This window comes from Nostoc sp. (assembly GCF_035638895.1).
Classification (GTDB): Bacteria; Cyanobacteriota; Cyanobacteriia; order Cyanobacteriales; family Nostocaceae; genus Nostoc.
The window spans coordinates 1-21,463 of sequence record NZ_DASQZC010000134.1 but is presented as its reverse complement, the minus strand read 5'-3'; the positions used below and the strand labels follow the sequence as shown (position 1 = coordinate 21,463).

The window sequence follows — 21,463 nt, the reverse complement described above, 5'->3', positions numbered from 1 at the left end:
ATACCTGTTTTAAATCCTCTGCAACATAAAATGATTCGTTTGTTATAGCTATCACCTCATATCTATAGCAACCTAGTAGATAATTCCTTTTAATCAAAGGTGATTACACCAACAGTGAGTTAATACATGACTTTACAGAATTCGAGACGCAAGCGTGGCGTTGCACTTACTAAGAAGGGGTTACAAAAAATTAAGGAAGCAAGGCATCAGTCAGAAGCAAAGGAAAATTTTGGAAACAGGTATACTCTTGAAGAAATGAGTGCGCGTTCTGGATTATATTCCGCTACCATCTCGAAAGTATTGAATCGGGAAGGAGGAGTTGACAAACAGACTATTGAGAGGCTTTTTTCAGCTTTTAAGTTAAAAATAGATAAAAGTGACTATTCAAGCTCAAATACTCGTCTAGATTGGGGAGAAGCTATCTTTAACTCAGTTTTTTATGGACGTACAGAAGAACTTAATACCCTAGAGCAATGGATTCTTAATGAACACTGTCAATTAGTCGCACTATTGGGAATAGGAGGCATTGGCAAAACGTCCCTATCTGTAAAATTTGCTCAACAGATTCAGGAAAACTTTGAGTATGTAATCTGGCGATCGCTACGAGAAGCCCCACCTGTTAAAATTATTCTAAGTAACCTAATCCAATTTCTATCTGACGAACAAGAAACAGAAGGTAATTTACCAGAAAGCTTTAGTGAGAGGGTATCGCGGCTACTTTATTATTTACAAAATCATCGCTGTTTGGTAATACTTGATAATGCAGAATCAATTCTCCGCAGTGGGAGTCGAGCCGGACTTTACCCTGAAGGATATGAGGAATATGGTGAGCTTTTAAGACGGGTAGGAGAAGCAACTCACCAAAGCTGCTTAGTGCTGACTAGTCGTGAAAAACCTAGAGAAGTGGCATTGCTAGAAGGACAAGCATTACCTGTTCGCTCTCTATCACTGAATGGTTTAAAAGTGGCAGAAGGGCAAGAAATCTTAAAAATCAAGGGGCTATCGGCGGCCGAGGACGAATGGAAAGTGATGATTGAACGCTATGTAGGCAATCCATTAGCGTTGAAGATCGTTGCCACGACCATTCAAGATATTTTTGATGGTAATGTGACTGGATTTCTGCAACAAGACACAGCTGTTTTTGGAGACATTCGCGATATTTTAGAGCAGCAATTTGAGCGTTTGTCGCCTTTAGAAAAGGAAATAATGTATTGGCTAGCGATTAATCGTGAGCCAATGGCGCTTCCAGAATTGCGAGACGATATCATATCACAAGTACCGCAAGCAAAACTAATGGAGGCTGTGGAATCTCTGGGAAGGCGATCGCTAGTTGAGAAAAGTGCAATAACTTTCACCCTACAACCTGTAGTCATAGAGTATGTAACCCAGGTATTTATAGAGCAAGTCTGTGAAGAGATTACAACTGAGAATATTGAACTTTTTAGATGCCATGCTCTGATCAAGGCGAGTGCGAAAGACTATATAAGAGAAGCTCAAATTCGCCTCATCCTCAAACCGGTTCTTGATGAACTGCTTACTATATTGAGAAGTAAAAAAGGCATTGAAAATCTACTAGCTAAAATTTTAGTAAAGTTACGGCAAGAATCGCCGCAAGAACTAGGGTACACAGGTGGAAATATTCTTAATTTGCTTTGTCAACTACAGATAGATTTAAGGGGTCATGATTTTTCTGAACTAACGGTTTGGCAAGCAGACTTGCGGAATGTGAAATTGCACGATGTAAATTTCCAAAACGCTGATCTATCTAAGTCTGTCTTTGCTGAAGCCTTCGGTGGTATTTTGTCCGTAGCCTTTAGTCCCGATGGCAAATTTTTAGCGATGGGCGATACTGGTGGCGAGATTCGCTTATATCAGGTTGCAGATGGCAAGCAAGTCCTTACCTGTCAAGGTCATAAAAATTGGGTTCCATCACTTACTTTTAGTCCTAATGGCAGAACCTTTGCTAGCAGTAGTAGTGACCACACTGTGAAGTTGTGGGATGCTACTACAGGTCAATGCCTTCAAACTTTACAGGGACACGAACACGAAGTATGGACAGTTGCTTTTAGCCCAGATGGTAACACAATAGTAAGTGGCAGTAATGACCGCACAATAAAACTATGGAGTGTTAGCAATGCTGAATGTCTGGGAATTTTCCAAGGACACACAAGTTGGGTAATCTCTGCCGTTTTCCACCCGGATGGTCAAATGCTAGTGAGCGGCAGTGATGACGACACAATTAGATTGTGGGATGTTAGCACTGGTGAGTGTCTTAAAACTTTACAGGGGCATCGTGATGGGATACGATCAATCGCTATCAGTCCTGACGGTCAGACAATAGCGAGTAGCAGTGATGACAAAACAGTGAAGTTGTGGGACGTTAGCACTGGTGAATGTCTCAAAACTCTACAAGGACATCATGCTGCGGTCTGGTCAGTTGCCATTAGTCCTCAAGGTAATCTCATCGCTAGTGGTAGTCTTGATCACACAGTCAAGCTATGGGACGTTAGCACTGGTCAATGTCTTAAAACCCTTCAGGGACATTCCGGTTTAGTTTTTTCTATCGCCTTTGCTCTGCAAGGGGATCTTCTCGCTAGTGGTAGTGACGACCAAATGGTAAAGCTATGGGATGTTAGTACTGGTCAATGTCTCAAAACTTTCAGTGGATATACCAGTCAGGTCTTATCAGTTGCTTACAGTCCGGATGGTAAGATGTTGGCGAGTGGCAGTGACGATCAAACAGTGAGGTTATGGGATGTTAATACAAGTGAAGCCTTACAAACTCTCCAGGGACATCGTGCTGTGGTTAGATCGGTTGCCTTTTGTCCAACTAAGCAAACATTGGCAAGCGGCAGTGATGATCAAACAGTGAGGTTGTGGGATGTCAATACGGGTGAAGCCTTACAAATTCTCCAAGGACATCGTGCTGTAGTCTGGTCAATTGCCTTTAGTCCAGATGGGGAAACACTAGCAAGTGGTAGTGACGACCGAACTATGAGGTTATGGGATGTCAATACAGGTCAAGCTTTACAAACTTTCCAGGGACATCGTGCTGCTGTTCAGTCAGTGGCTTTCAGTCCTCAAGGCAGGACGCTGGCGAGTGGTGCTTGGGATCAGACAGTCAAGTTGTGGGATATCAGTACTGGTGAGTGCAAACGAACACTAGAGGGACATACGAATTGGGTTTGGTCAATCGCTTTTAGTCCGGATGGTGAACTGCTAGCAAGTTCCAGCTATGACGGAACAGTTCGGTTATGGAGTGTTAGCACGGGTGCCTGTCTCCAAACTTTTGAGGTTTGTGCAAATGGTATCGTTAAAGCAGTCGCCTTTAGTTGGGATGGTCAGATGCTAGCTAGTAGCAGTCCCGATTACACAGTGAAGTTATGGGATATTGATACAGGTCAATGTAAAAAAACTTTACATGGACATTCAGCTTGGGTCTGGTCGGTCGCCTTTAGCCCAGATAATCGAACTCTGGCTAGCAGTGGTGCTGATGAGACGATTCGACTTTGGGATATCAACGCGAGTAAGTGCTTAAAAACTTTGAAAGCTAAGAAATTTTATGAGGGAATGAATATCAGGAGGGTTACAGGTTTAACTGCCGCAACCATTGCTACTCTTAAAGGGTTGGGGGCAATTACTTAGGAAATAAAAAACCTCCGCAAGCAGTTGTATAATGCTAGTGAAGATTTCACAACTCTAGAGCAACACTTGTTTTAAACGTCGTGTCAATAGACAAAACCTCATGTGATGAATCAGACAATGATCGCATAAAAATATTTCTTTCCCAGTTATCAGTCAACAGTCAACGTTATTTTAAAGACAAAAGATTACTCTAGTTAATAAGTTTTAATCCCTAACTGCCAGTTGTTACGGTAAGCTATGTCTAGACAGTTTTGGATATTTTTGAGACTTTGACTTAACCGAGACTAGAAAATCAGGGATACCTAATATTAACTCAAGCCCAATCCATTGAATCCTAGAGATAGGTAAAAACTACCAATCGGCCATAGGAATGTCGCTTGGCAATCCTTTTGCAAATTCCTCCAACATGATTCTTTCCAACTCTAACTCCATGTCATTCAGCATCTCTAAGCTAGTTTCGCTAGGGCTATTAGTAGAATCATCAGAATTTAAAGATTGTTGCTTGATAGCAGAATTGTAGAGACTCGAAGATTGCTGTTCGGTAGCTGTAGTTTTTGCTGTTGCTGTTTTCATCATCTTCTTATTGTAATTTTTTGCACACTTGCACACTGTTAAAGTTTTTCAAACAATTTACGTTAGTTTGTTGAGTGAGTACGTCAGCAGTTAATAACCAAGCCTTACTTATAGTGATTATTTGTAAGCTTCAGTGGTTTTAAGATACTCTCAATCTCTTCATCTAATATGTAGGCTTCTTTGGGTGGGCTGAAGCGCAACAGTGCAGCTTGGTAACAAGCTTTTGCTATGCGCTCACGTTCCTCAGAAGTCAACCGTGCAATCATTGCAACCGTCTCCTTTACGTGTTCCACCTCAGTGCTAACAGCACTGTGCGCGCGCAGGCAACGGGTAGCTGTGATACCTGGTGGTAGCAGTGCTTCCACACTCTGGATGTAACCCATCCCTATACATATCCCTAAACGTTCCGCTGTATAAGAATAGCCCACACAATCAATTGGATCTGATCCCTGAACGCTCTGGGTGAAGTAATGCAGCAACGCCTTTGCAGCCGGAGGAACAAGTGCTTGCACAACAGCTTCAGCTCTATATCCCATCGACTCAATATCCCGTAAAGCGAGTAGGTCGTGACCTGACTCTTCTCTGGCTTTCTGTACAGCCCACTGCGCCAAACTCTGACGATTTGCTGAAGCAAAGCGCTCTTGCGCTTCCTCCATCAATCGAGGGGTGGAATGGCACAAATGGTAAAAACCTGCAAGTCGCCATACCCAACGTGTAGGTGTTAGAGCTGGTGGTCTGCGCTCCGACTTAACTGCGTACCAAGCACATACTATTGCATTATTTAAAAGCTTTCGAGTTTCAGCTAAGGTGTCTGCATCAATCATCTTTTGAGTAAAGGAATAACCCATCCCCGGATGTTCAGGTTGATGTAACCAAGTCCGATTAGCAGTCTCCACAACTACTTCGTCAGACGAAATATGTGTTGATTCAGTATCAATTAAAAATTTATCACACATGGTTCATTATGCATTCCTATATCTTCCAGGAGCTTAAATACTACTTTTGCTACAAGATAGAGATGGAGATACGCTGGACTAAGCTATAGGGTGTAAATGCAATCATCATGAATTAGCTAGTATGTACCTTAAAATAAGGCTTTGAGATGTACATTATTGATGATAATGCAAAAATATACAGTTGTATGATTATTTTTCTAATATATAGTATGCTTACGTAGATAAAAGTTCGTCTTCTACGTACAATTTGTATCAAGTTTGCTACTTTGCCTTATTTTACACTCATCTTGCTTCAACGCCACTAATGCCCCAGTTAGGGGCACAAACTGCTTTAGAGTCTATCTTTTCCAAAATAGTCGTGTCTCTTCTTTTACTTGAAATTGAACGCCTAACTCCTCTTGCACGTAGTTGTGGTTTTGACATTCATACTCCAGGTGCAAGATGTGAGGTTTAGTTTTGTTGTGCAAATCTACTTACTTGTATTCACACACTTTAGTCTTTTATTGTCTAGCTACTTAAATGCTTTGATATAGAAGAAATGTTCAGAGGCTTTAAGAGCGGCAAATATGGCGATGCCTGCGGCGGGCTGCGCCAACGCAGATGGGTTTGCTCGTCTTTTGGTTTGTGAAACTGACCACTATTAATCAAGCTCTGGAGTATAAAAAGGTGATTGACTTCAATCAGTACAAAGCTTTAACTTTCGATTGTTACGGAACCCTAATCGATTGGGAAAACGGTATCTTAGGGGTGCTAAAGCCACTTCTGCTGGCACATAAAACTAATTTGGATGACGATCAAATTCTGGAACTTTTTGCTCAATTTGAAGCAGAACTCGAAAAAGGAGATTATACCAAATATCGGGAAGTTTTGAAGAGAGTAGTCCAGAAATTTGGTGAACGATTTAGCTTTGCGCCAACTGCTGACGAACTAAATTCACTTGCTAATTCGATTCAGCATTGGCTGCCTTTCCCTGATACAATTGAGGCACTTAAAACCCTCAAGCAAAAGTTTAAGCTGGTAATTATCTCAAATGTAGATGACGATCTCTTTGCTTTCTCAGCAAAGCACTTGCAGGTGCAATTTGACCAGATAATCACAGCAGAACAGGCAAAAAGCTATAAACCTTCCTTAAACAACTTCAGACTGGCTATTGAAAGAATCGATTTGCCGCTAGAGCAGATATTACACGTTGCTGCTAGTGTATATCACGATATTGTTACAGCCAAATCTCTGGGACTATCAACAGTCTGGGTAAACCGTCGAGCAGTCCAAAAAGGATTTTTTACCACAGGTTCAGCAATAAGTCAACCTAACTTAGAAGTGCCAGATTTAAAGACTCTCGCTGCTTTGAGTTCAACAAAATAATACTCAGGAATAAGTGCTGAGTACCTAGCACTGTTTCAATGAGGAACTGTTGTTACAAAACGAAACAGGGATTGCAACATAGATTGATTCTGTCTTAATCTGGAAAAACTACTAAGCTAGTTTAACGGCACGTTTGCCTTCTTTTGAGGGTGACGCGCAAGGGACGAGTAAAGCTCGTAACAACCCTCTGATTCTGGCTCTTCAGGATCAGCTTGTTCAAGAAAACACTTTGATATGCCTAAAACGATGAAAGCATCTGCTAATTTCGACTTTGAAGACGAGAAATTTAATGCACCGCCTTCTCAAGTCCTTCCCTGGTGTCAGATGATTAATCCTCGATATGGCACAGATGGTATGCAATCCCACGGTTTGGCAATTAAGCTGGATAATGCTAATGCTGTCGGCTTTGTGCCAGATGAGAATTGGCAGCAAGTGGAGCATGAATTTACCTCTGGAGTCGAAACGGTCTTTATTTCCACTACTCCACGCGTGGTTATAGTGCGTCGGGGGCCATTGTCTGTCAAAGACCGGGAAAGTGGTTTAAAACTGGGTACGCTCAAAGAGAATTATGATGCTTTTTTAGCCGACAAACTTAAATTTAAAACCTTTACTCGCTATCTAATTTTTATAGTCGGAGAGAATAAAAAGTTTTTAAATGAATCACCACTACAACTAACTCTTAATGGTGCAGCCGGAGCAAGTTTCAGCAAAACCTACTGCGAATATCAACAAGGCAAAGTAGTTAGTGGATTCGTCGCTGAACTAGAAAAGGCTTATGCTGTTTACCGCAAGCAACCCTTAACACCAAAAGGCCCATTGTTCCACGCTCACGGCATTTTTTGTCCGATAATTGAATGTGAAGAAAGAGGTATTGAACCAAATACAGTTCTGGTAGCTTCAACTGTAGACTACAAACATCCCACGGTAGGGACTTTAACAGAATACTTAATTGCTTCCGATTCTCTTGAGTCTAGAATGATTTGCAAGACTTTTGAAGAATACAAAGATTTTGGGAAGGAACCTGTAAAATCAGAAACGCCTAAATTGGCAATGGCAGGAGTTTCCAACTCTTACGTTTATGCTGATGAAGATGATTTTGCTTATCCGCCGTATTAGGTGGGAGTGGGGACTAAAAATTTTAGATTTTAGATTTGGGATTTTAGATTGAAATTTAATCCAAAATTGAAAATCTAAAATCCAAAATTTAATTACCCTATTCCTTGAGCAGCAAATAATATAGTGAGCCATTACCGCCTGTAATACCAGCGCGATCGCCTGCTAGTTTACCAGACCCCATGAAATAATCTACCCGGCCTGGGCCTTTTATGGCGCTTCCTGTATCCTGATCAAGCACAAAGCGGCTGACAGTACGCCTCTCTAGTTTGCCACCAGCAGCAGGATAGGGAAATGAGTTGTAAATCAGCGCTAGCGCTCCCGGTGGCATGAGAGACTTATCTGTAGCAATGGAACGTTCTGCTGTTACTGGCACATGAATACTACCAGTAGCTGGTCTACCGCTTGTTTCTTGGAAGAAAATAAATCGTTCCCAGCGTGGCAGATAATTACTCAACTCCTGAGGCTTTTGTCGAAAGAAAGCAGTCAGACGTGGCATTGTCAATCCTGCTAGTGGAAGTTTGCCATCTTTCGCTAGTTCTTTGCCGATACTAGTCCAAGGGTAATCAGTTCCACCTGCATAGCCAACTGACGTTGCTTTGCCATTAGTTAACTTAATTTGGGCAGAACCTTGGATATGTACCATGTATGCGTCTAAGCGATCGCGGAACCAAAGCAGTTCTAAACCGCGCAATTTACTCTTATTCCCTTTTAAACCATCCTTCCCTTCCAAATCAATTCGTTTTGGGTGGGGTTTACGCCATTGGCTGAAATCAGGTGGTAGCTGATAAAGAGGATACTTATATATTGCAGTCCTGACACGGCTGGCGGTGTAAACAGGTTCGTAGTAAGCAGTGAACTTAACAGTACCTTTGCCATCGTTACCTACAGACTGGTAAAAGACAAACTCTCGGTTGACAGCAGCTTGTAATTGCGCTGCTGACTTAGAACTGATAACCAGTTGGCGGAAGCGTAGCAAACTTCGGCGGACACGATCAAGGGTAATTTCCCTCATCGGATAGTTTTGATATGCTGCGATCGCCTCTTTTTTTGTTAGGTAAAGCAAACTGTTGTCAATGGAAGCCAACAGGGCGTTGCGATCACCTCCGGTGGGCGAAGCGCCAACGCCTATTTTACCCCTTTGACCCCAAATTTGCTCATCCCAACCCAAGCAAGTCTGCTGGAACCTACAATCGGTTCCGATAGCGATTGGTTTTAGCGGTGGCGTTATCTCAGGAGTAATTGGTACTGGCTGAGGTGGAACAGGAGTTATGGGTACTGGCAACGGCAGGAAGTTAGGAACCTGAGCAACAGCCGACCAGAGAGGGTTTACAATGGCAATTCCCAGACTTAAGGAAAGCAAAGCAAAGGTTTTTCTCATCATTTAGTTGAATCTTTCAACACTAGAACTAAAAACGGGTTCTACCCGGATTGCCACAACTCGGGAAGGTCTTACTACCATATATTCCCCTTGAATATTTTTGATCGGCACGCTAATAAAGTCATTTGAAGCAGATTTTGGCACAAGTTCGCCGCTATACCACTTCTGAAACTCTTGAATAGTAGGAAAACGTACTTCTTCTCGGTGGCCGCTTTCCAGTAGGAGGTATACGGCATATTCATTTGGAGTTCTAGCCATAAGAGTTGAATTATTTAAAAAACATTCAACCCATTGTTAACCACGTAACCCCCGAATGAAAAGGGTAAGCATACGGGAGCAGGGGATTTGGAGGACATCCTTGAGATTTTAAGACCATAAACAATTTGTCAATAAGTAATAGTGCTTAAAATTTTGCCAAAAAGGGGTAAGAAACACAATTTTTAAACTAGCAATGCCTAAGACTTGCTACGCCTACATCTGATTTCAAAAAGCATCATTCATTCTTACCCGAAAACCTCGGTACAAAGTTGAGCCGACAATTTATTGCATAACTACTTTTGATAAAAAGAATTTCATTTTCAACTGTCAACGAATGCCCTAGCATTTACTAGGGAATATTTAAGAAGCAAAGGCAGCTAAATGCCCAATTGTGTAGATAAGCTAAGACGCATTTAATTTTTCAAGCTAAAAACCTCACAGCGAGTTTTTCAGGCTCCGAAAAGTACAATTTAGATGCGCGACAGCTTATTGCGGTTGTTGGGTGTTGTAGTAATGAACTCAAAGAAACATAGTCTTAGGCAAAAGTTCCCCTGGCAGTTCTAGCTTGCTACCTGATGTTGATGTTCTTGATCTAGAAATGCGCTCGGCTGAAATTTGGCGATCTTCTCGTCAAGAATAAAAGATTTGACATATTCAATCATCATCGTTTGCAGAGAGAACATACCTGATTTGGCATCAATCCACGATCGCGCTTCTAGTAGTTCCAAGGTTTCCAGGAGTTCTTGAGATGAAACAGACGATGGCATCTTTGTTCGTAGCTGTGAAAAAGAAATGGGTTGACGATTGAGTACCATGCATTGAATTGTTGCTTTAGCTGTATCCGACAGCTGTTCAAATTCTTGGTCTAAACCGTCGAAAATTTTACCAAAAACTGTAACTTTCTGCTTTAAAAATTCAGTGATGCTGCCATTAAATAACTGTTGAATCGTTGTGGCGACGCGGTTTAGGGCATAGGGATTGCCTGCATAGGATGCGATTAATCGATTCCAACTGTCTGGTTTTCCTCTAAAGATTCCTTTGGTTTTGAAAAGTTCTTGTATGTCTGTAACCTGTAATCCTGGGAGACAGAATACTCGCACAGGTCGTGTCTTTCCTTCAAGCGAGGTAATCTCATGGGATTTAACACGGCTAGTCAAGATTAAGCAACTTTGATGGGTGGCTTCTCCCACTCTTTTAAACAACTCGCAGTATTCCCCGATGGCTGTGTCCTGGAGCCAGATACAGTCTCGACGGGTGATCTCTGGAGCGGCACATTCTTGGAGAACTTTGTCAGCACCGTCTAAAACCAATAAGCAACGGTGATGTTGCAAATAATAAATCAGTCGTGAAATTTTGTGATTGAATGGTTCTGGCTGATCGGTTTCTTTGCCATCAGATAGGACAGCGATTAGGTCTGCTAGGAGATCGTTAACTGGAGGAGTAGGGAGCAGCGATCGCCAAATCACGAACTCAAATTGATCCTGAAGTTGTTGAGCAAGCTTCACAGATAGCCAGGTTTTGCCGATCCCGCCCATGCCCAATAGCGTAATGAGACGGCAGGGTATTGGCTCATTTGTAAGAGACTCAGCTAAAATCCAGTGCTTCAGGGTTGTCAGTTCTTCCGTGCGTCCACAAAAAAGGGATACATCTGGTGCTTCTCCCCAATCAATTTGATTTTGAATTTTTGTGTAGTTTTCCTGCGTGTTGATATCCGGATTAATGAACTGATAGTCATGAGTTTCTAGTTGTAAGTTGAATGCTTGGAAACAGTACTTTAGGGTTTGCCGATCTACCCCTATTTCACAGGCAAATACCTTTGCTACTGTATCTGGGTCTAACCCCATGCGAAAGCCTAAGACTTCACGAGTATAATGTTTATCAAAATTATCATAATGTTCTGATTTAGATTTTGCATCTTGGAGTTTCTGCAATCCTTGGGGCGTTAAAATTACACCACGTCTACGGCTCCTGTGTTGTGATTTCATGGGGAACCTCGCAAGTTATAAATGAATGTATTTTTATGGATAAGCATGACCATCTGTAGTGCATTGGTAAGATGCAGCAGCAAACAGGAGATGACTGGCACAATCTAGCAGTAAATAACTTAAGCTGCGACACCTACAAAGTTATCTATATCTCAATCAAGTCTTGATTGTAAAAGCTGAACTCCTTTAAAACTTTTGTTAAAAAATCATGCTAGGGAACACAGATGCAACGCACTATTTCAGACCAAAAGCAGGCAAAAATTCAAAGAAAAGACTAAATCAAGGAAATTTATCCAGTTAAATTTATGTTACTTGCTTTCTCCTCGCATCGACATTAAGTAATTTTACGCTTAGTTATTAAAACCGCGATCGCGAATTCCTCAATTTTATGGCAGTTGCAAGGCTAAGGCTAGTTGAAACAAGGGTGAAGTACTGTTGTGAAGGCGCTCTAACTTTGGGCAGACGCGGTTAAAAAAGTTCTTATATCTGCAACCGCTATCCAGAGATTCCTGGAAAGCGATCGCTAGTCTTCTGTTCGCTCCAACTACAACTTTATATTTCCTAAAAACTAATATTAAGTTTTGTAATTGTAGATGCTGAAATTAAGGTAGTTTTGCCGAACTTAGGGAAGAAGAAGGAGTAGGAAATTAAGTTTGGCAGTGGCTGAAATGATTCCTGTGTCTAGCTTAGGAAAATCGAGATTAAGAAGTTTTTAAGTTTGTCCTTAAGTTCCTCAAGTTCGGTTGAGTTAAATGGGGTAAAAGGACAGACTCAATCTATAAACGTTTTTTGGATATCAACTAATAATTCAATCAACAGGATAGCAAGTTGTCTTGAAGTTATATCACTCAATTGAGATCGCGTTACGTCTAAGGGTTCTAGTTTTAAGACGGGTGAACTCGAATGAACGCCATAGTTAGATAAACTTGAACTTTTTCGCAGGATGAAAGACTTGTTGTTCAGTGAACTGGAAAGATATCCAACGTTTTGAGGCAGAGGAAATTGCCTGTTATACATAAGCAATAACTGCTGACTGAACACTACTTTACTAAATAACAAATCAAAAACACAAATTATAAGGAGAAAGTCAAATGTCTTATATCTATGGCACTTCTGGAAACGATGTATTGTACGGTGGCTATGAGGCTGACAACCTTTATGGTTATAGTGGCGATGACGCCCTCTATGGTGGAGACGGCAACGACCGCCTTGACGGCTATGGAACCAGTGGCGTAGAATACGACACTCTGGTTGGTGGTTCTGGTTCTGATACTTTCGTTCTTGGCGGTTCTTGGGGTGTTTCATACCAAGGTTTGGGTTACGCTACCATTACTGACTGGAATCCCTATGCTGATTACATTGCAACTATTGGTAACTCTAGTCAATACTCTCTTGGGTATTCAGATTGGAGTGGCAGTTCGTCGCTTCTAGACACAGAAATTTACTATGGCAGTGAGTTGATTGCTATCGTTCAAGACACTACCAATGTCAGTTTATCCAGAGACTTCACCTTTACCTAGTCAGCACTTTGTTCGCCAAGATTGCATTCGCGCTTAAAAGTTTGCCATCGCATCCCCAGACGCAAAGCTGTTAGTAACACAAACTAGTACAACACGGCACTTAAAGCAAGTACGTTGCGGGGGTTCCCCTTGTTGTAGTAACTGATGTTGCCGTGTTGTATTTCATCCCACTCTGAAAGGATGCAAGACTCTAAAATCCCAAAAAGATTTTAGAGTCTTACTGGTAAGCTTTTATGCCTACCGTTTTGTTGTGTAATTTCTCAAACTCAACCAACCAAAAAAAACCTTGTAATTTCAGCAACATAACCTATTTTCTTCCTTGCCAAAGCTAATAGTTGTGCCAAGATGAATTTGGGGACTTAAGACTTGTGGCACAATGTTAGGACAATTATTAGACGGACGTTACCAAGTCCTTCAGGTTTTAGGTAAAGGTGGATTTGGTCAAACCTATATAGCCCAAGACACCCGCCGGCCAGGATTTCCGAAGTGTGTTGTCAAACACCTTAAACCCGTCACTCGTAACCCTGAATTTCTCGAAACTGCCAGACGGCTATTTACGAGTGAGGCAGAAACACTAGAAGAATTGGGTTACCATGACCAGATTCCTCGACTTTTAGCCTATTTTGAACACAACCAAGAATTTTTCTTGGTGCAAGAATTCATTGAAGGGCATACTCTAAAAGCAGAACTGTCTCCCAATCAAGCTTGGACAGAAGAGAAAGTAATTCAACTTCTCCAACAGATGTTGGCTATTCTGGAATTTCTTCACAGCCGCAACGTTATCCATCGAGATATTAAGCCGGACAATATAATCAAGCGGCAACAAGACGGCCAATTAGTCCTGATTGACTTTGGCGCAGTCAAACAAGTCCAAACTCAACTGCTTACACTTCCAGGGCGCACCGAGGCTACTATTGCCATTGGCACCCCAGGATATATGTCTACAGAACAGGGTCAAGGTAAGCCGCGCCCCAACAGCGATATTTATTCCTTAGGCATTATTGCTATTCAATCGCTGACGGGGTTAAATCCGATAAACTTTGAGGAAGACCCAGATACTGGAGAAATTTATTGGCAGCATCAAGCTAACATTAGTTCTGAGTTGGCATCTGTGCTATCTAAGATGGTGCTACACCACTTCAAACAGCGCTATCAGTCTGCGGCTGAAGTTCTACAGGTGCTTAAGTATCTCGATACTAAAATAGAAGCGCAATCACTTCAACTGTCATCTTTTACGCAACCGCCTGAAGCTTCGATTTCTCAACAAAATTCAATTAGGTATCCGCATACTTCTATCCTGTCACCGGAAAATTACAGTCGCTTAGAAACAATTCTTTTGGAATTTGTCGGCCCTGTTGCCTCAAGATTGCTACGACAAGTTGCAGCATCAGCACCTAACTGTGAAGAATTAATTAGTCAATTAAGCGTTCATCTTCGAGGGAATCAACAAATTGATTTTAAGAAGAAAACAATGTTTTTACTAGATAAACGTACTTTCCTACAGCAACTTGGTGTTCAATCTGAAATTAAGCAAAATAATTTACCAAACCAAGAACGTCAAGTAATCAACGATAGCTTTGTGCATCAGTGTGAGCGAGAATTGGCTGATTTAATTGGGCCAATAGCTATGTTCTTAGTCCAAAAAGCTGTTAGGTCTTCTGGGCAAAGCTCCCGTGCAGAATTTGTGAATGTTTTAGCATCACAAATTCCCGAACCTCAAAAAGCTTTGCAATTTCAGCAACGTCTACTTTCTTAATTTTTTAACCATTGCGTTTTTATCTCTGTAAATTACGTTAGCGCAGCGTAAAGCCTTCGGTATGGCTTCGCTTAAAGCCACGTAGGAGCGTCATTACGAATTGTTAGCTCTGGTTATTCAGCATTTCCATAGCTATTTTTAAGCTAGCTTTCATGCGATTAAATGCTTCTGCTAATCCGCCGATTTCATCTTTAGAGCTTTCTTCAAAATCAGCATTAATATCACCAATACTAACTTTCTGAGCTATTTTCTCTATTCTTCTGATGCGCTTAATCACATATTTTTTGATTAAAAAGTTAATTAATAAAACTACGATCGCAAAAATCGCAATTAAAAGTCCCATTATCAATATCCAAGTCCGTTTGGCATTGGTAAAAATCTCTTCAGAAGGAACAGAGACTATTTGGGCAGAAACAATATCATTTAGCTGCCAGCCAAAACCATTTTCGGAGCCATAAGTAGCCAACTGACTCTTAGGAGCTTTATTTGGTGTAGAATGACACCGCAGACATTGCTGCTGTGTAATCTTAAGTGGTTGTGCAATATAAAATACTTCACTTTCTGACAAGGTGCGAAAGCCGGTAATTTCTAGAGTATTGGGTTCGTTGCGAAAACGCTCTACAAGTTGAGTTTCAAAGTTATCGGCTTTATCTGCTAAATTAGTTGGATTAAGTGTTGCATCTTTATGAAAAAAGTTGCTATATTGCGGGTTTTTACGAAAATTTTCAAAAACCTCTTTAGCGGAAAAAGTCGGTATTACTTCAGGGGTGAAGGTTGAGTTTAATTCTACTCTCGGTTCCAATAGGGGAACTATATGATTTTGTGTATAGTTTCTAACTGCGTTTACCATTTGGATGAGAATCTCTGCTTGGGAAACCACTTCATTTTGCGCCCTTCCCTGAAGTACACTGGATAAAGCAACGCCACTACCCAAAATACTGACTATGAAAACTAATATTAAAAGTAAGTTAAATTTAGCACCTATTTTTAAGTTCTTTAATGTAATGTTCTTTAACATAACCTAACCAACTAAGGCGATATCTGAGTTTGTCTAATATTTATTTATATCTGTTAGAAATTATCTCAACAATATTTAAATAAATATTAACTTTTTGTCTTTAGACAGTGATCAAACTTATCTAAATGAGTCTTAAAAACCAATTTATTCCCTTAAGTTAAGCATAATTAGTGATGTTTTTGCGATTTCCCCGTCGTTTATTTCTGTTTAATCTGCTAGGTTTGACATTTGCCGCTTGTCAATCACCACGACAGTTTGAGGGCACATTAACTATTGGTGTTATCAACTATGGTGGAGGCGAACAAATAATTAACCAATATGCCAAATTTAATAATTATTTGGGCGAGAAGACAAATGCATTAATTCAGCTAGAGCCTGCTTTTAATGAAAACAAAGCGGTTGAGCGCCTTGAGGCTCGTGCTTGGTCATTGGTATTTGCTCCACCAGGAATAGCTGCGATCGCGATCGCACGTCACCAATATGTTCCTCTGTTTCCTTTAATAGGTATTAGTAATTTGCGTTCAATCTTTGTTGTTCGCAAAGACAATCCAATATCCGAATTAAAACAGCTACAAGGTCAAACAATCGCTTTAGGTCAGTTAGGTTCAGCTACAGGATACTATCTCCCACTTTACAATCTTTTTGGTACAACAATAGCACAGATTCTATTTGCACCTACGCCTAAAGCCGCGTTGGAATTTGTCGCTGAGGGAAGAGCGATCGCTTGTGCTGTCTCAGAGTCTGAATTGAGTCTCTACGGTTCACAGTTGGGGTCAACCCAATTCCGCATCCTATTTAAAGACCCTCATTATGTACCCTTGGGTGTAGTCTTGATTGGGCCTAATGTCGAACGTAACCGTCAAGAGTTCATCCGTAAAGTAATGAGCGATACGCCTTCAGGTTTAGCTCAAGAAGTAGGGTATGTACCCAATGGACAAGTACCAGATTACAAATACATGATTTCTGTGGTTGATCGGGTCAGTTCTATTACTTCCAAGCTGCAAAATAAACCTGTTCGCTTATTTTGATTTAGATCGCGGATTGCTCAATAAAACAATTTGAATCGTGCTAGTTGGTTTTGAAGCGTTCCTGTTAGGATTTCATTTAGTTCTGTGGTGTCTTGGAATTGCAAAATTTGCTGTGTCGGTAAGTCGAAGGGAAATTGCCCTTCAAAGTCTGGACGTTGCATGTGCGCTAGTAAAATCTGTTCAGACCGCTTACTTTGGATAGCATAGCCAATTTCAATACAGACATTAGGGCTAGGAATTACTTGGGGAGTTTCTTTACCATCAATACTAGCAATGGGTGTTGTGTCAGCGATAAATAATAAACTCTTACGGATTTTTCGCATGATCGTGCGGTTAATCCGTACAGTCGCATCACTGGGACGAGAAGATTCTACTAATGTTAGGGGAAGGCGCGATCGCTTGTTTAAACTATCCAAACTTTTTCGCAGTTCTTCTCTTAGAACATTTGTGGCTGCGGCATACTCTGTTTGATACGATAAAAAAATCGTTGGTTCTAACTGAGCCAACAGCGCCTGTTTGGTAAAATAAATTTCATGACTAATTAAGTCAATGTTGGCGACGCAATAGCCACCACTACCTTCAATATAAAATTCAATATTTTCCCCTTCCAGATAGCGTCCAAACCAAGTTGATTTCCTAACTTCGTCGCTTTCTTCTAAAAAGTCTGCTCGCAATGCCGATCTCAGCAAGCTTTTTTTGCTTAAGCGAATGTCTGGCGGACGTTTTTCCAGTTCTGGAATCGGCTCGTAATCCTGTAGATACCACGCTCTGAGCGCAATAATTGACATAAGGCGCTATTTAAACTATTTTTCACTCTTTAACTTCGGATAATCTTACACCAAGAGGAGTCTCTATCTCAGACTTCTCTTTAAATACAACAACACCCAAACCTCTACTCGCTGAACTATTTCCTCTCATTATTTATCATAACCAGGGATGTACCAACTTTCATCGCTTGTGGAAACAAGTTATAAAAACCAGTTACAGCGCCCCCTGATATTCCATATTTGAGGAAATAGCAGTTTTCGCGTTGGGTGTTGCTGTGTTTTGACGAGACAGATTTAAGTTAAACAGCGTCCTTTACCTCTTATTACATTCCAAATGCAGCTGTTATTATCTGCCAGGGAAGCTTTATTAGCTTCTACTATTAGATTATCACTTCTGGATAAGAGGTTTTTTTTTGCAACTAAACTTTACTTTAGTCATTTGTCTCAGTTGGGGTTTAAATCTTCGTCTGAAATGTCTTTAATTTTGAATTATTAACGATTCCTCTACCTTTAGCGATCTATTGTGGCTGGAGGCTTTACGGGAATTTCAATCCAGAACTCTGTACCTTTGCCAGGTTCTGAAATGCACTCCATTATTCCACCATGTTTTTCGACAATAATTTGATAGCTGATTGCCAATCCTAGTCCTGTACCCTTACCCACAGGTTTGGTAGTGTAAAACGGGTCAAAAATCCGCTTTTTCACCTCTTCAGTCATCCCAGATCCATTGTCGCTAATACGAATTAATAGACGAGAGTTGTCTGCTGAGATTCTAGTGGAAATGTGAATAGTGGGCATTGGATATTGGGCATTCTCTTTGTCCCTCTTACTCCCATTCTCCATTTCTAGGGCATCTATAGCATTACTGATAATATTCATGAATACCTGATTCATTTGACCGGCATAGCATTCCACCCGTGGTATGTTGCCATAATCTTTGATGACTTCAATATTTGGGAAATCACTATTACCTTTGAGCCGATGTTGCAAAATCAACAAGGTGTTGTCAATGCCTTCATGTAGGTCAACGCGCTTGTTTTCAGCCTCATCCAAGCGAGAAAAACTGCGTAACGACAGCACTATTGAACGGATGCGATCGCTTCCTACTTGCATTGAGGTAATCATTTTCGGGAGGTCTTCTACCAAAAATTCAAAATCGATCGCTTTGAGCGCTGCCTTGATTTCACTATGAGGGTGGGGATAGTGTAACTGGTAGAGGCGTAAAACTTCTAGCAGTTGTTCAGTGTAATCACTGGCGTGGCAGAGATTACCGTAGATAAAGTTAACAGGGTTGTTGATTTCGTGGGCAACACCTGCAACCAACTGTCCTAAACCGGACATTTTTTCGGTGTGAATCAATCTTGTCTGTGTTTCTTGGAGTTCATGTAGGGTATGCTCTAACTGGGCAGCTTGATTTCTGGCTTCAGCTTCGGCATTACAGGTTTGTTCGTAGAGTTGTGCTTGTTGAATAGCGATCGCAGCCTGATCTCCTAGCTGTTGCAATAAATCAATTTCTGCATCCTCCCAATTTCTAGGAGTCTCACACTCATGGGCTATTAGTAACCCCCATACTTCCATACCTATATTAATCGGAACTATTAAGGTTGCTTGCACTTGCAGACTCTGCAAAAACTCTCGATGACAATCATTTAAATAAGCTGTCGAAACGTTGTTAATTACCCGTACTCTGCCCTGACCATATAAATGGGTATACTCATCAGGAAAGCAATCAGGTGGTGCATTCATTCCCAAAACTGACTGCCAATTACCATTAATCTCTTCGACAATTACCGATTTATTCTTCAGTTCAAAAATCACCATCCGGTCTGAGTTTAGCAAAGCACGGACTTCCCGAACGATGGATTGCAGAGTTGTTTGCAAGTCTAATGTGCGGCGAATATGCTCTGTGACTTGCTTGAGTACCTTGGTAAATAGTAATGATTTTTCGAGTTCATAAGTTTGCTCTTGCACTCGCAGTTCTAGATTGGCATTCAGGGTTTGTACTTGTTTAAACATCTGTTGCTGCTGAATTGCCATTGAGAAATGATAGTACAGGGCTTGCGCTAATGAGATGTCTTCTGGTTTCCACTCAGATGATTGCCCCTTTTTTTGCTCTCGCCAAAGCTCAAAGGAAAGCTGGGGTAACAGTAGCCGCCGATTTTGTTCACATCGTCCCGCCCACAAGATTTCCGTTTCAAATTCAGAGCGAAAAATGCTTAATACACCGATAAATTTTTCCCGGTCATGTAGGGGAATCACTATAAGTCCGCGAATTTGAGTTGAACGGAATGCTAAAGCCAAAACTCGCAAATGTGGTTCTTTATAGAGGTCAGATGTTGCCCAAATATGACCTTCTTTACACTCAGCCATCCAGTTTTGCCATAAGGGATGCTGTTCGATAATATTGTTATCTTCGTAGGGGAGTGTCGGTTGATCGCCCCAGGTGTATAGTTCCTGACTCTGTTCAATGTAAAGCCTGCCACCTGTTCCATTGAAGGCAGTAATAACTTCTTCTAGCGCCCCCTGCAATTGGACTGTCGGCAGTTTATGTAATAGCGTGGTTACTCGGTTAATAGTGGCTTCTCGTTCTTGCTTGGTGCGGGCTGCGGTGAGGAGATTACTTTGAGAGATCGCGATCGCTACTTGGTCAGCTACTTTTTGCAATACTTTTAGTTCCCGCTTGGAAATTTTTCGCGGTTCACTGTGATGAGATACCAACAATCCCCACAATTTAGGCTTTGCCGATTGTTCTTGTGGATCGCAATCTAAAATTGGTACTATCAACGAAGACTGCACACCCATTGCCTTTAAGTATTGAATATGGCACGGGTCTACCTGCCGATAGTGGATATTAGTTCGTAGAAGTTTACCAGTTTCTTTTGACTGTAGAGGCGATAGCCCGATCTTCCCGTTTGCCACATCCACAATCGAACGTTGCCCCACTAACAAAAACATTTCTCTAGCTTCTTGTGGAATATCATTAGCAGGGAAGCGCTGCCCCAATAAGGATGGCAGACGCTGCTTATGGATAGATTCAGCAATAACTTCACCGCTACCATCGCTATCAAAACGATACACCTTTACTCGATCTGCACCCAAAAATAAACGTACCTGGCTAACGGTAGTCGTTAATATCTCTTGGAGGTCGAGCGATCGCCTGATCTGGTTTATCATCTGGTGCAGTAAACTTTTTTGATCTAAGCTTTGCTGCAACCCTTTTGGTTTATCGGTAAATGTCATTGCTTATATACACCATAACTGAAGTATAGTTTTTTTTATAATTGTCGCTGTTTAGAGTTTTCAACTTAACAATGCCTTGATTTTCATCCCATTTGCAAAAATTCCTGCGACAAATGCATTTGCTCTGGGCGTGCATCTGTGGCAAATATCTTTGAAAATTGAGCAGAGGATATTTGAAAAGTATTAGATATTTTGCTTAATCCCTCTAACCCTTCTAAAGTTAATTTAGGGAGACATCAAATTACTTGATGTCTCATTAACTACTTTCAAAACCTCTGTTTCAAGTTTGAAATTAAGAAATTTTAATCATTGGCATCAGTTAATTTTATACTCTTAGCTATTAAAATATTTCAGTAATATTACTTAAATTTGTTGACTCAAGAACTGGGTTAAATTAAAAATATTTTTTATTGTTTTTGCCCATTAATTCCATTAATTAAAATTTTTCAAATAAATAACTAAATTATTGGCAACTGTTTCAAATATTTTTGGCTGGGGAATTTTACTATTCCCCGTCGAATTACTGATCTTATGTTGAATGTAACTATTTTGATTAAATTATTCGTAAGTTACCGTTAAAGATAGCAAATTACGGATTTCTTCACGCACACTCATGAGAGTTTTACCGAGATGGTTTTGACCTGCTCTATTAGCACCACAGCCCCAAAAAGAATCGGTTGGGGAGTTTTCAATCAAAATCTCATCGCCTGTGTTCAAGAGAACTTCTCTAATATCAATATGAGTGATAAACTTTTTGAGGACAGCTTCTCGCATAATTTCAGTTTTGACCAAATCCCAGTCTCGACGGAGTTGGCGAGAGCTACATCTTCCCAACGCGGCAGCTTCTTCTGGGGTAGC

Annotated in this window: 15 protein-coding genes; 6 read left to right on the top strand and 9 right to left on the bottom strand. The window is 41.0% G+C overall.

Annotated features, from left to right (window positions below):
* Window positions 1–126 precede the first annotated feature (126 nt).
* Complete coding sequence (locus tag VE944_RS06585) at window positions 127–3,645, top strand: WD40 domain-containing protein (protein ID WP_324974050.1); 3,519 nt, start codon at window positions 127–129, stop codon at window positions 3,643–3,645.
* Window positions 3,646–3,996: 351 nt separating this feature from the next.
* Here the strand turns inward: VE944_RS06585 and VE944_RS06580 are convergent, their stop codons facing one another.
* Together VE944_RS06580 and VE944_RS06575 are read right to left on the bottom strand one after the other, a co-directional pair.
* Window positions 3,997–4,221: a hypothetical protein gene (locus VE944_RS06580; protein ID WP_324974047.1), complete on the bottom strand. Its 225-nt coding sequence runs from the start codon at window positions 4,219–4,221 to the stop codon at window positions 3,997–3,999.
* 101 nt (window positions 4,222–4,322) lie between these two features.
* Window positions 4,323–5,174: a hypothetical protein gene (locus VE944_RS06575; RefSeq protein ID WP_324974044.1), complete on the bottom strand. Its 852-nt coding sequence runs from the start codon at window positions 5,172–5,174 to the stop codon at window positions 4,323–4,325.
* A 624-nt stretch (window positions 5,175–5,798) separates the two neighbouring features.
* Between VE944_RS06575 and VE944_RS06570 the strand changes: the two genes are divergently transcribed.
* Together VE944_RS06570 and VE944_RS06565 are read left to right on the top strand one after the other, a co-directional pair.
* The gene (locus VE944_RS06570; protein WP_324974042.1) at window positions 5,799–6,539 is read left to right on the top strand and encodes a haloacid dehalogenase type II; all 741 of its coding nucleotides are present in this window, start codon (window positions 5,799–5,801) and stop codon (window positions 6,537–6,539) included.
* A gap of 246 nt (window positions 6,540–6,785) precedes the next feature.
* Window positions 6,786–7,655: a DUF5895 domain-containing protein gene (locus VE944_RS06565; protein WP_324974126.1), complete on the top strand. Its 870-nt coding sequence runs from the start codon at window positions 6,786–6,788 to the stop codon at window positions 7,653–7,655.
* A gap of 97 nt (window positions 7,656–7,752) precedes the next feature.
* On the opposite strand, the gene mltA is transcribed toward VE944_RS06565, so the two are convergent.
* The 3 genes from mltA to VE944_RS06550 all read right to left on the bottom strand — a co-directional run bounded on the left by mltA (window position 7,753) and on the right by VE944_RS06550 (window position 11,276).
* Entirely contained in the window at window positions 7,753–9,033 is a 1,281-nt protein-coding gene (gene mltA / locus VE944_RS06560) for a murein transglycosylase A (protein WP_324974123.1), read from the bottom strand.
* A 3-nt stretch (window positions 9,034–9,036) separates the two neighbouring features.
* The gene (locus VE944_RS06555) at window positions 9,037–9,291 is read right to left on the bottom strand and encodes a hypothetical protein (protein ID WP_109010830.1); all 255 of its coding nucleotides are present in this window, start codon (window positions 9,289–9,291) and stop codon (window positions 9,037–9,039) included.
* 560 nt (window positions 9,292–9,851) lie between these two features.
* Entirely contained in the window at window positions 9,852–11,276 is a 1,425-nt protein-coding gene (locus tag VE944_RS06550) for an NB-ARC domain-containing protein (RefSeq protein WP_324974037.1), read from the bottom strand.
* Between the two features lie 1,091 nt (window positions 11,277–12,367).
* On the opposite strand from VE944_RS06550, the gene VE944_RS06545 reads away from it, so the two are divergent.
* Together VE944_RS06545 and VE944_RS06540 are read left to right on the top strand one after the other, a co-directional pair.
* Complete coding sequence (locus VE944_RS06545; RefSeq protein WP_324974034.1) at window positions 12,368–12,796, top strand: calcium-binding protein; 429 nt, start codon at window positions 12,368–12,370, stop codon at window positions 12,794–12,796.
* A 376-nt stretch (window positions 12,797–13,172) separates the two neighbouring features.
* Complete coding sequence (locus VE944_RS06540; RefSeq protein ID WP_324974032.1) at window positions 13,173–14,552, top strand: serine/threonine-protein kinase; 1,380 nt, start codon at window positions 13,173–13,175, stop codon at window positions 14,550–14,552.
* 103 nt (window positions 14,553–14,655) lie between these two features.
* On the opposite strand, the gene VE944_RS06535 is transcribed toward VE944_RS06540, so the two are convergent.
* The gene (locus VE944_RS06535) at window positions 14,656–15,570 is read right to left on the bottom strand and encodes a c-type heme family protein (protein ID WP_324974030.1); all 915 of its coding nucleotides are present in this window, start codon (window positions 15,568–15,570) and stop codon (window positions 14,656–14,658) included.
* Between the two features lie 173 nt (window positions 15,571–15,743).
* Between VE944_RS06535 and VE944_RS06530 the strand changes: the two genes are divergently transcribed.
* Entirely contained in the window at window positions 15,744–16,598 is an 855-nt protein-coding gene (locus VE944_RS06530) for a phosphate/phosphite/phosphonate ABC transporter substrate-binding protein (protein ID WP_324974027.1), read from the top strand.
* 17 nt (window positions 16,599–16,615) lie between these two features.
* Here VE944_RS06530 and VE944_RS06525 read toward each other — a convergent pair whose 3' ends face one another.
* The 3 genes from VE944_RS06525 to VE944_RS06515 form a co-directional block, all read right to left on the bottom strand.
* Complete coding sequence (locus VE944_RS06525; protein ID WP_324974024.1) at window positions 16,616–17,386, bottom strand: hypothetical protein; 771 nt, start codon at window positions 17,384–17,386, stop codon at window positions 16,616–16,618.
* Window positions 17,387–17,875: 489 nt separating this feature from the next.
* Entirely contained in the window at window positions 17,876–20,605 is a 2,730-nt protein-coding gene (locus tag VE944_RS06520) for a GAF domain-containing sensor histidine kinase (RefSeq protein WP_324974021.1), read from the bottom strand.
* Between the two features lie 558 nt (window positions 20,606–21,163).
* On the bottom strand, window positions 21,164–21,463 hold a 300-nt coding region (locus VE944_RS06515; protein WP_324974018.1), incomplete at its 5' end, for an NADAR family protein.

What these genes read in the sequence shown, in the direction of transcription:
- VE944_RS06565 (WP_324974126.1), top strand. Translation starts at nt 6,786, where the DNA reads ATGAAAGCATCTGCTAATTTCGACTTTGAAGACGAGAAATTTAATGCA.
- VE944_RS06525 (WP_324974024.1), bottom strand. Translation starts at nt 17,386, where the DNA reads ATGTCAATTATTGCGCTCAGAGCGTGGTATCTACAGGATTACGAGCCG.
- mltA (WP_324974123.1), bottom strand. Translation starts at nt 9,033, where the DNA reads ATGAGAAAAACCTTTGCTTTGCTTTCCTTAAGTCTGGGAATTGCCATT.
- VE944_RS06530 (WP_324974027.1), top strand. Translation starts at nt 15,744, where the DNA reads ATGTTTTTGCGATTTCCCCGTCGTTTATTTCTGTTTAATCTGCTAGGT.
- VE944_RS06520 (WP_324974021.1), bottom strand. Translation starts at nt 20,605, where the DNA reads ATGACATTTACCGATAAACCAAAAGGGTTGCAGCAAAGCTTAGATCAA.
- VE944_RS06575 (WP_324974044.1), bottom strand. Translation starts at nt 5,174, where the DNA reads ATGTGTGATAAATTTTTAATTGATACTGAATCAACACATATTTCGTCT.
- VE944_RS06535 (WP_324974030.1), bottom strand. Translation starts at nt 15,570, where the DNA reads ATGTTAAAGAACATTACATTAAAGAACTTAAAAATAGGTGCTAAATTT.
- VE944_RS06585 (WP_324974050.1), top strand. Translation starts at nt 127, where the DNA reads ATGACTTTACAGAATTCGAGACGCAAGCGTGGCGTTGCACTTACTAAG.
- VE944_RS06550 (WP_324974037.1), bottom strand. Translation starts at nt 11,276, where the DNA reads ATGAAATCACAACACAGGAGCCGTAGACGTGGTGTAATTTTAACGCCC.
- VE944_RS06540 (WP_324974032.1), top strand. Translation starts at nt 13,173, where the DNA reads ATGTTAGGACAATTATTAGACGGACGTTACCAAGTCCTTCAGGTTTTA.
- VE944_RS06545 (WP_324974034.1), top strand. Translation starts at nt 12,368, where the DNA reads ATGTCTTATATCTATGGCACTTCTGGAAACGATGTATTGTACGGTGGC.
- VE944_RS06555 (WP_109010830.1), bottom strand. Translation starts at nt 9,291, where the DNA reads ATGGCTAGAACTCCAAATGAATATGCCGTATACCTCCTACTGGAAAGC.
- VE944_RS06580 (WP_324974047.1), bottom strand. Translation starts at nt 4,221, where the DNA reads ATGATGAAAACAGCAACAGCAAAAACTACAGCTACCGAACAGCAATCT.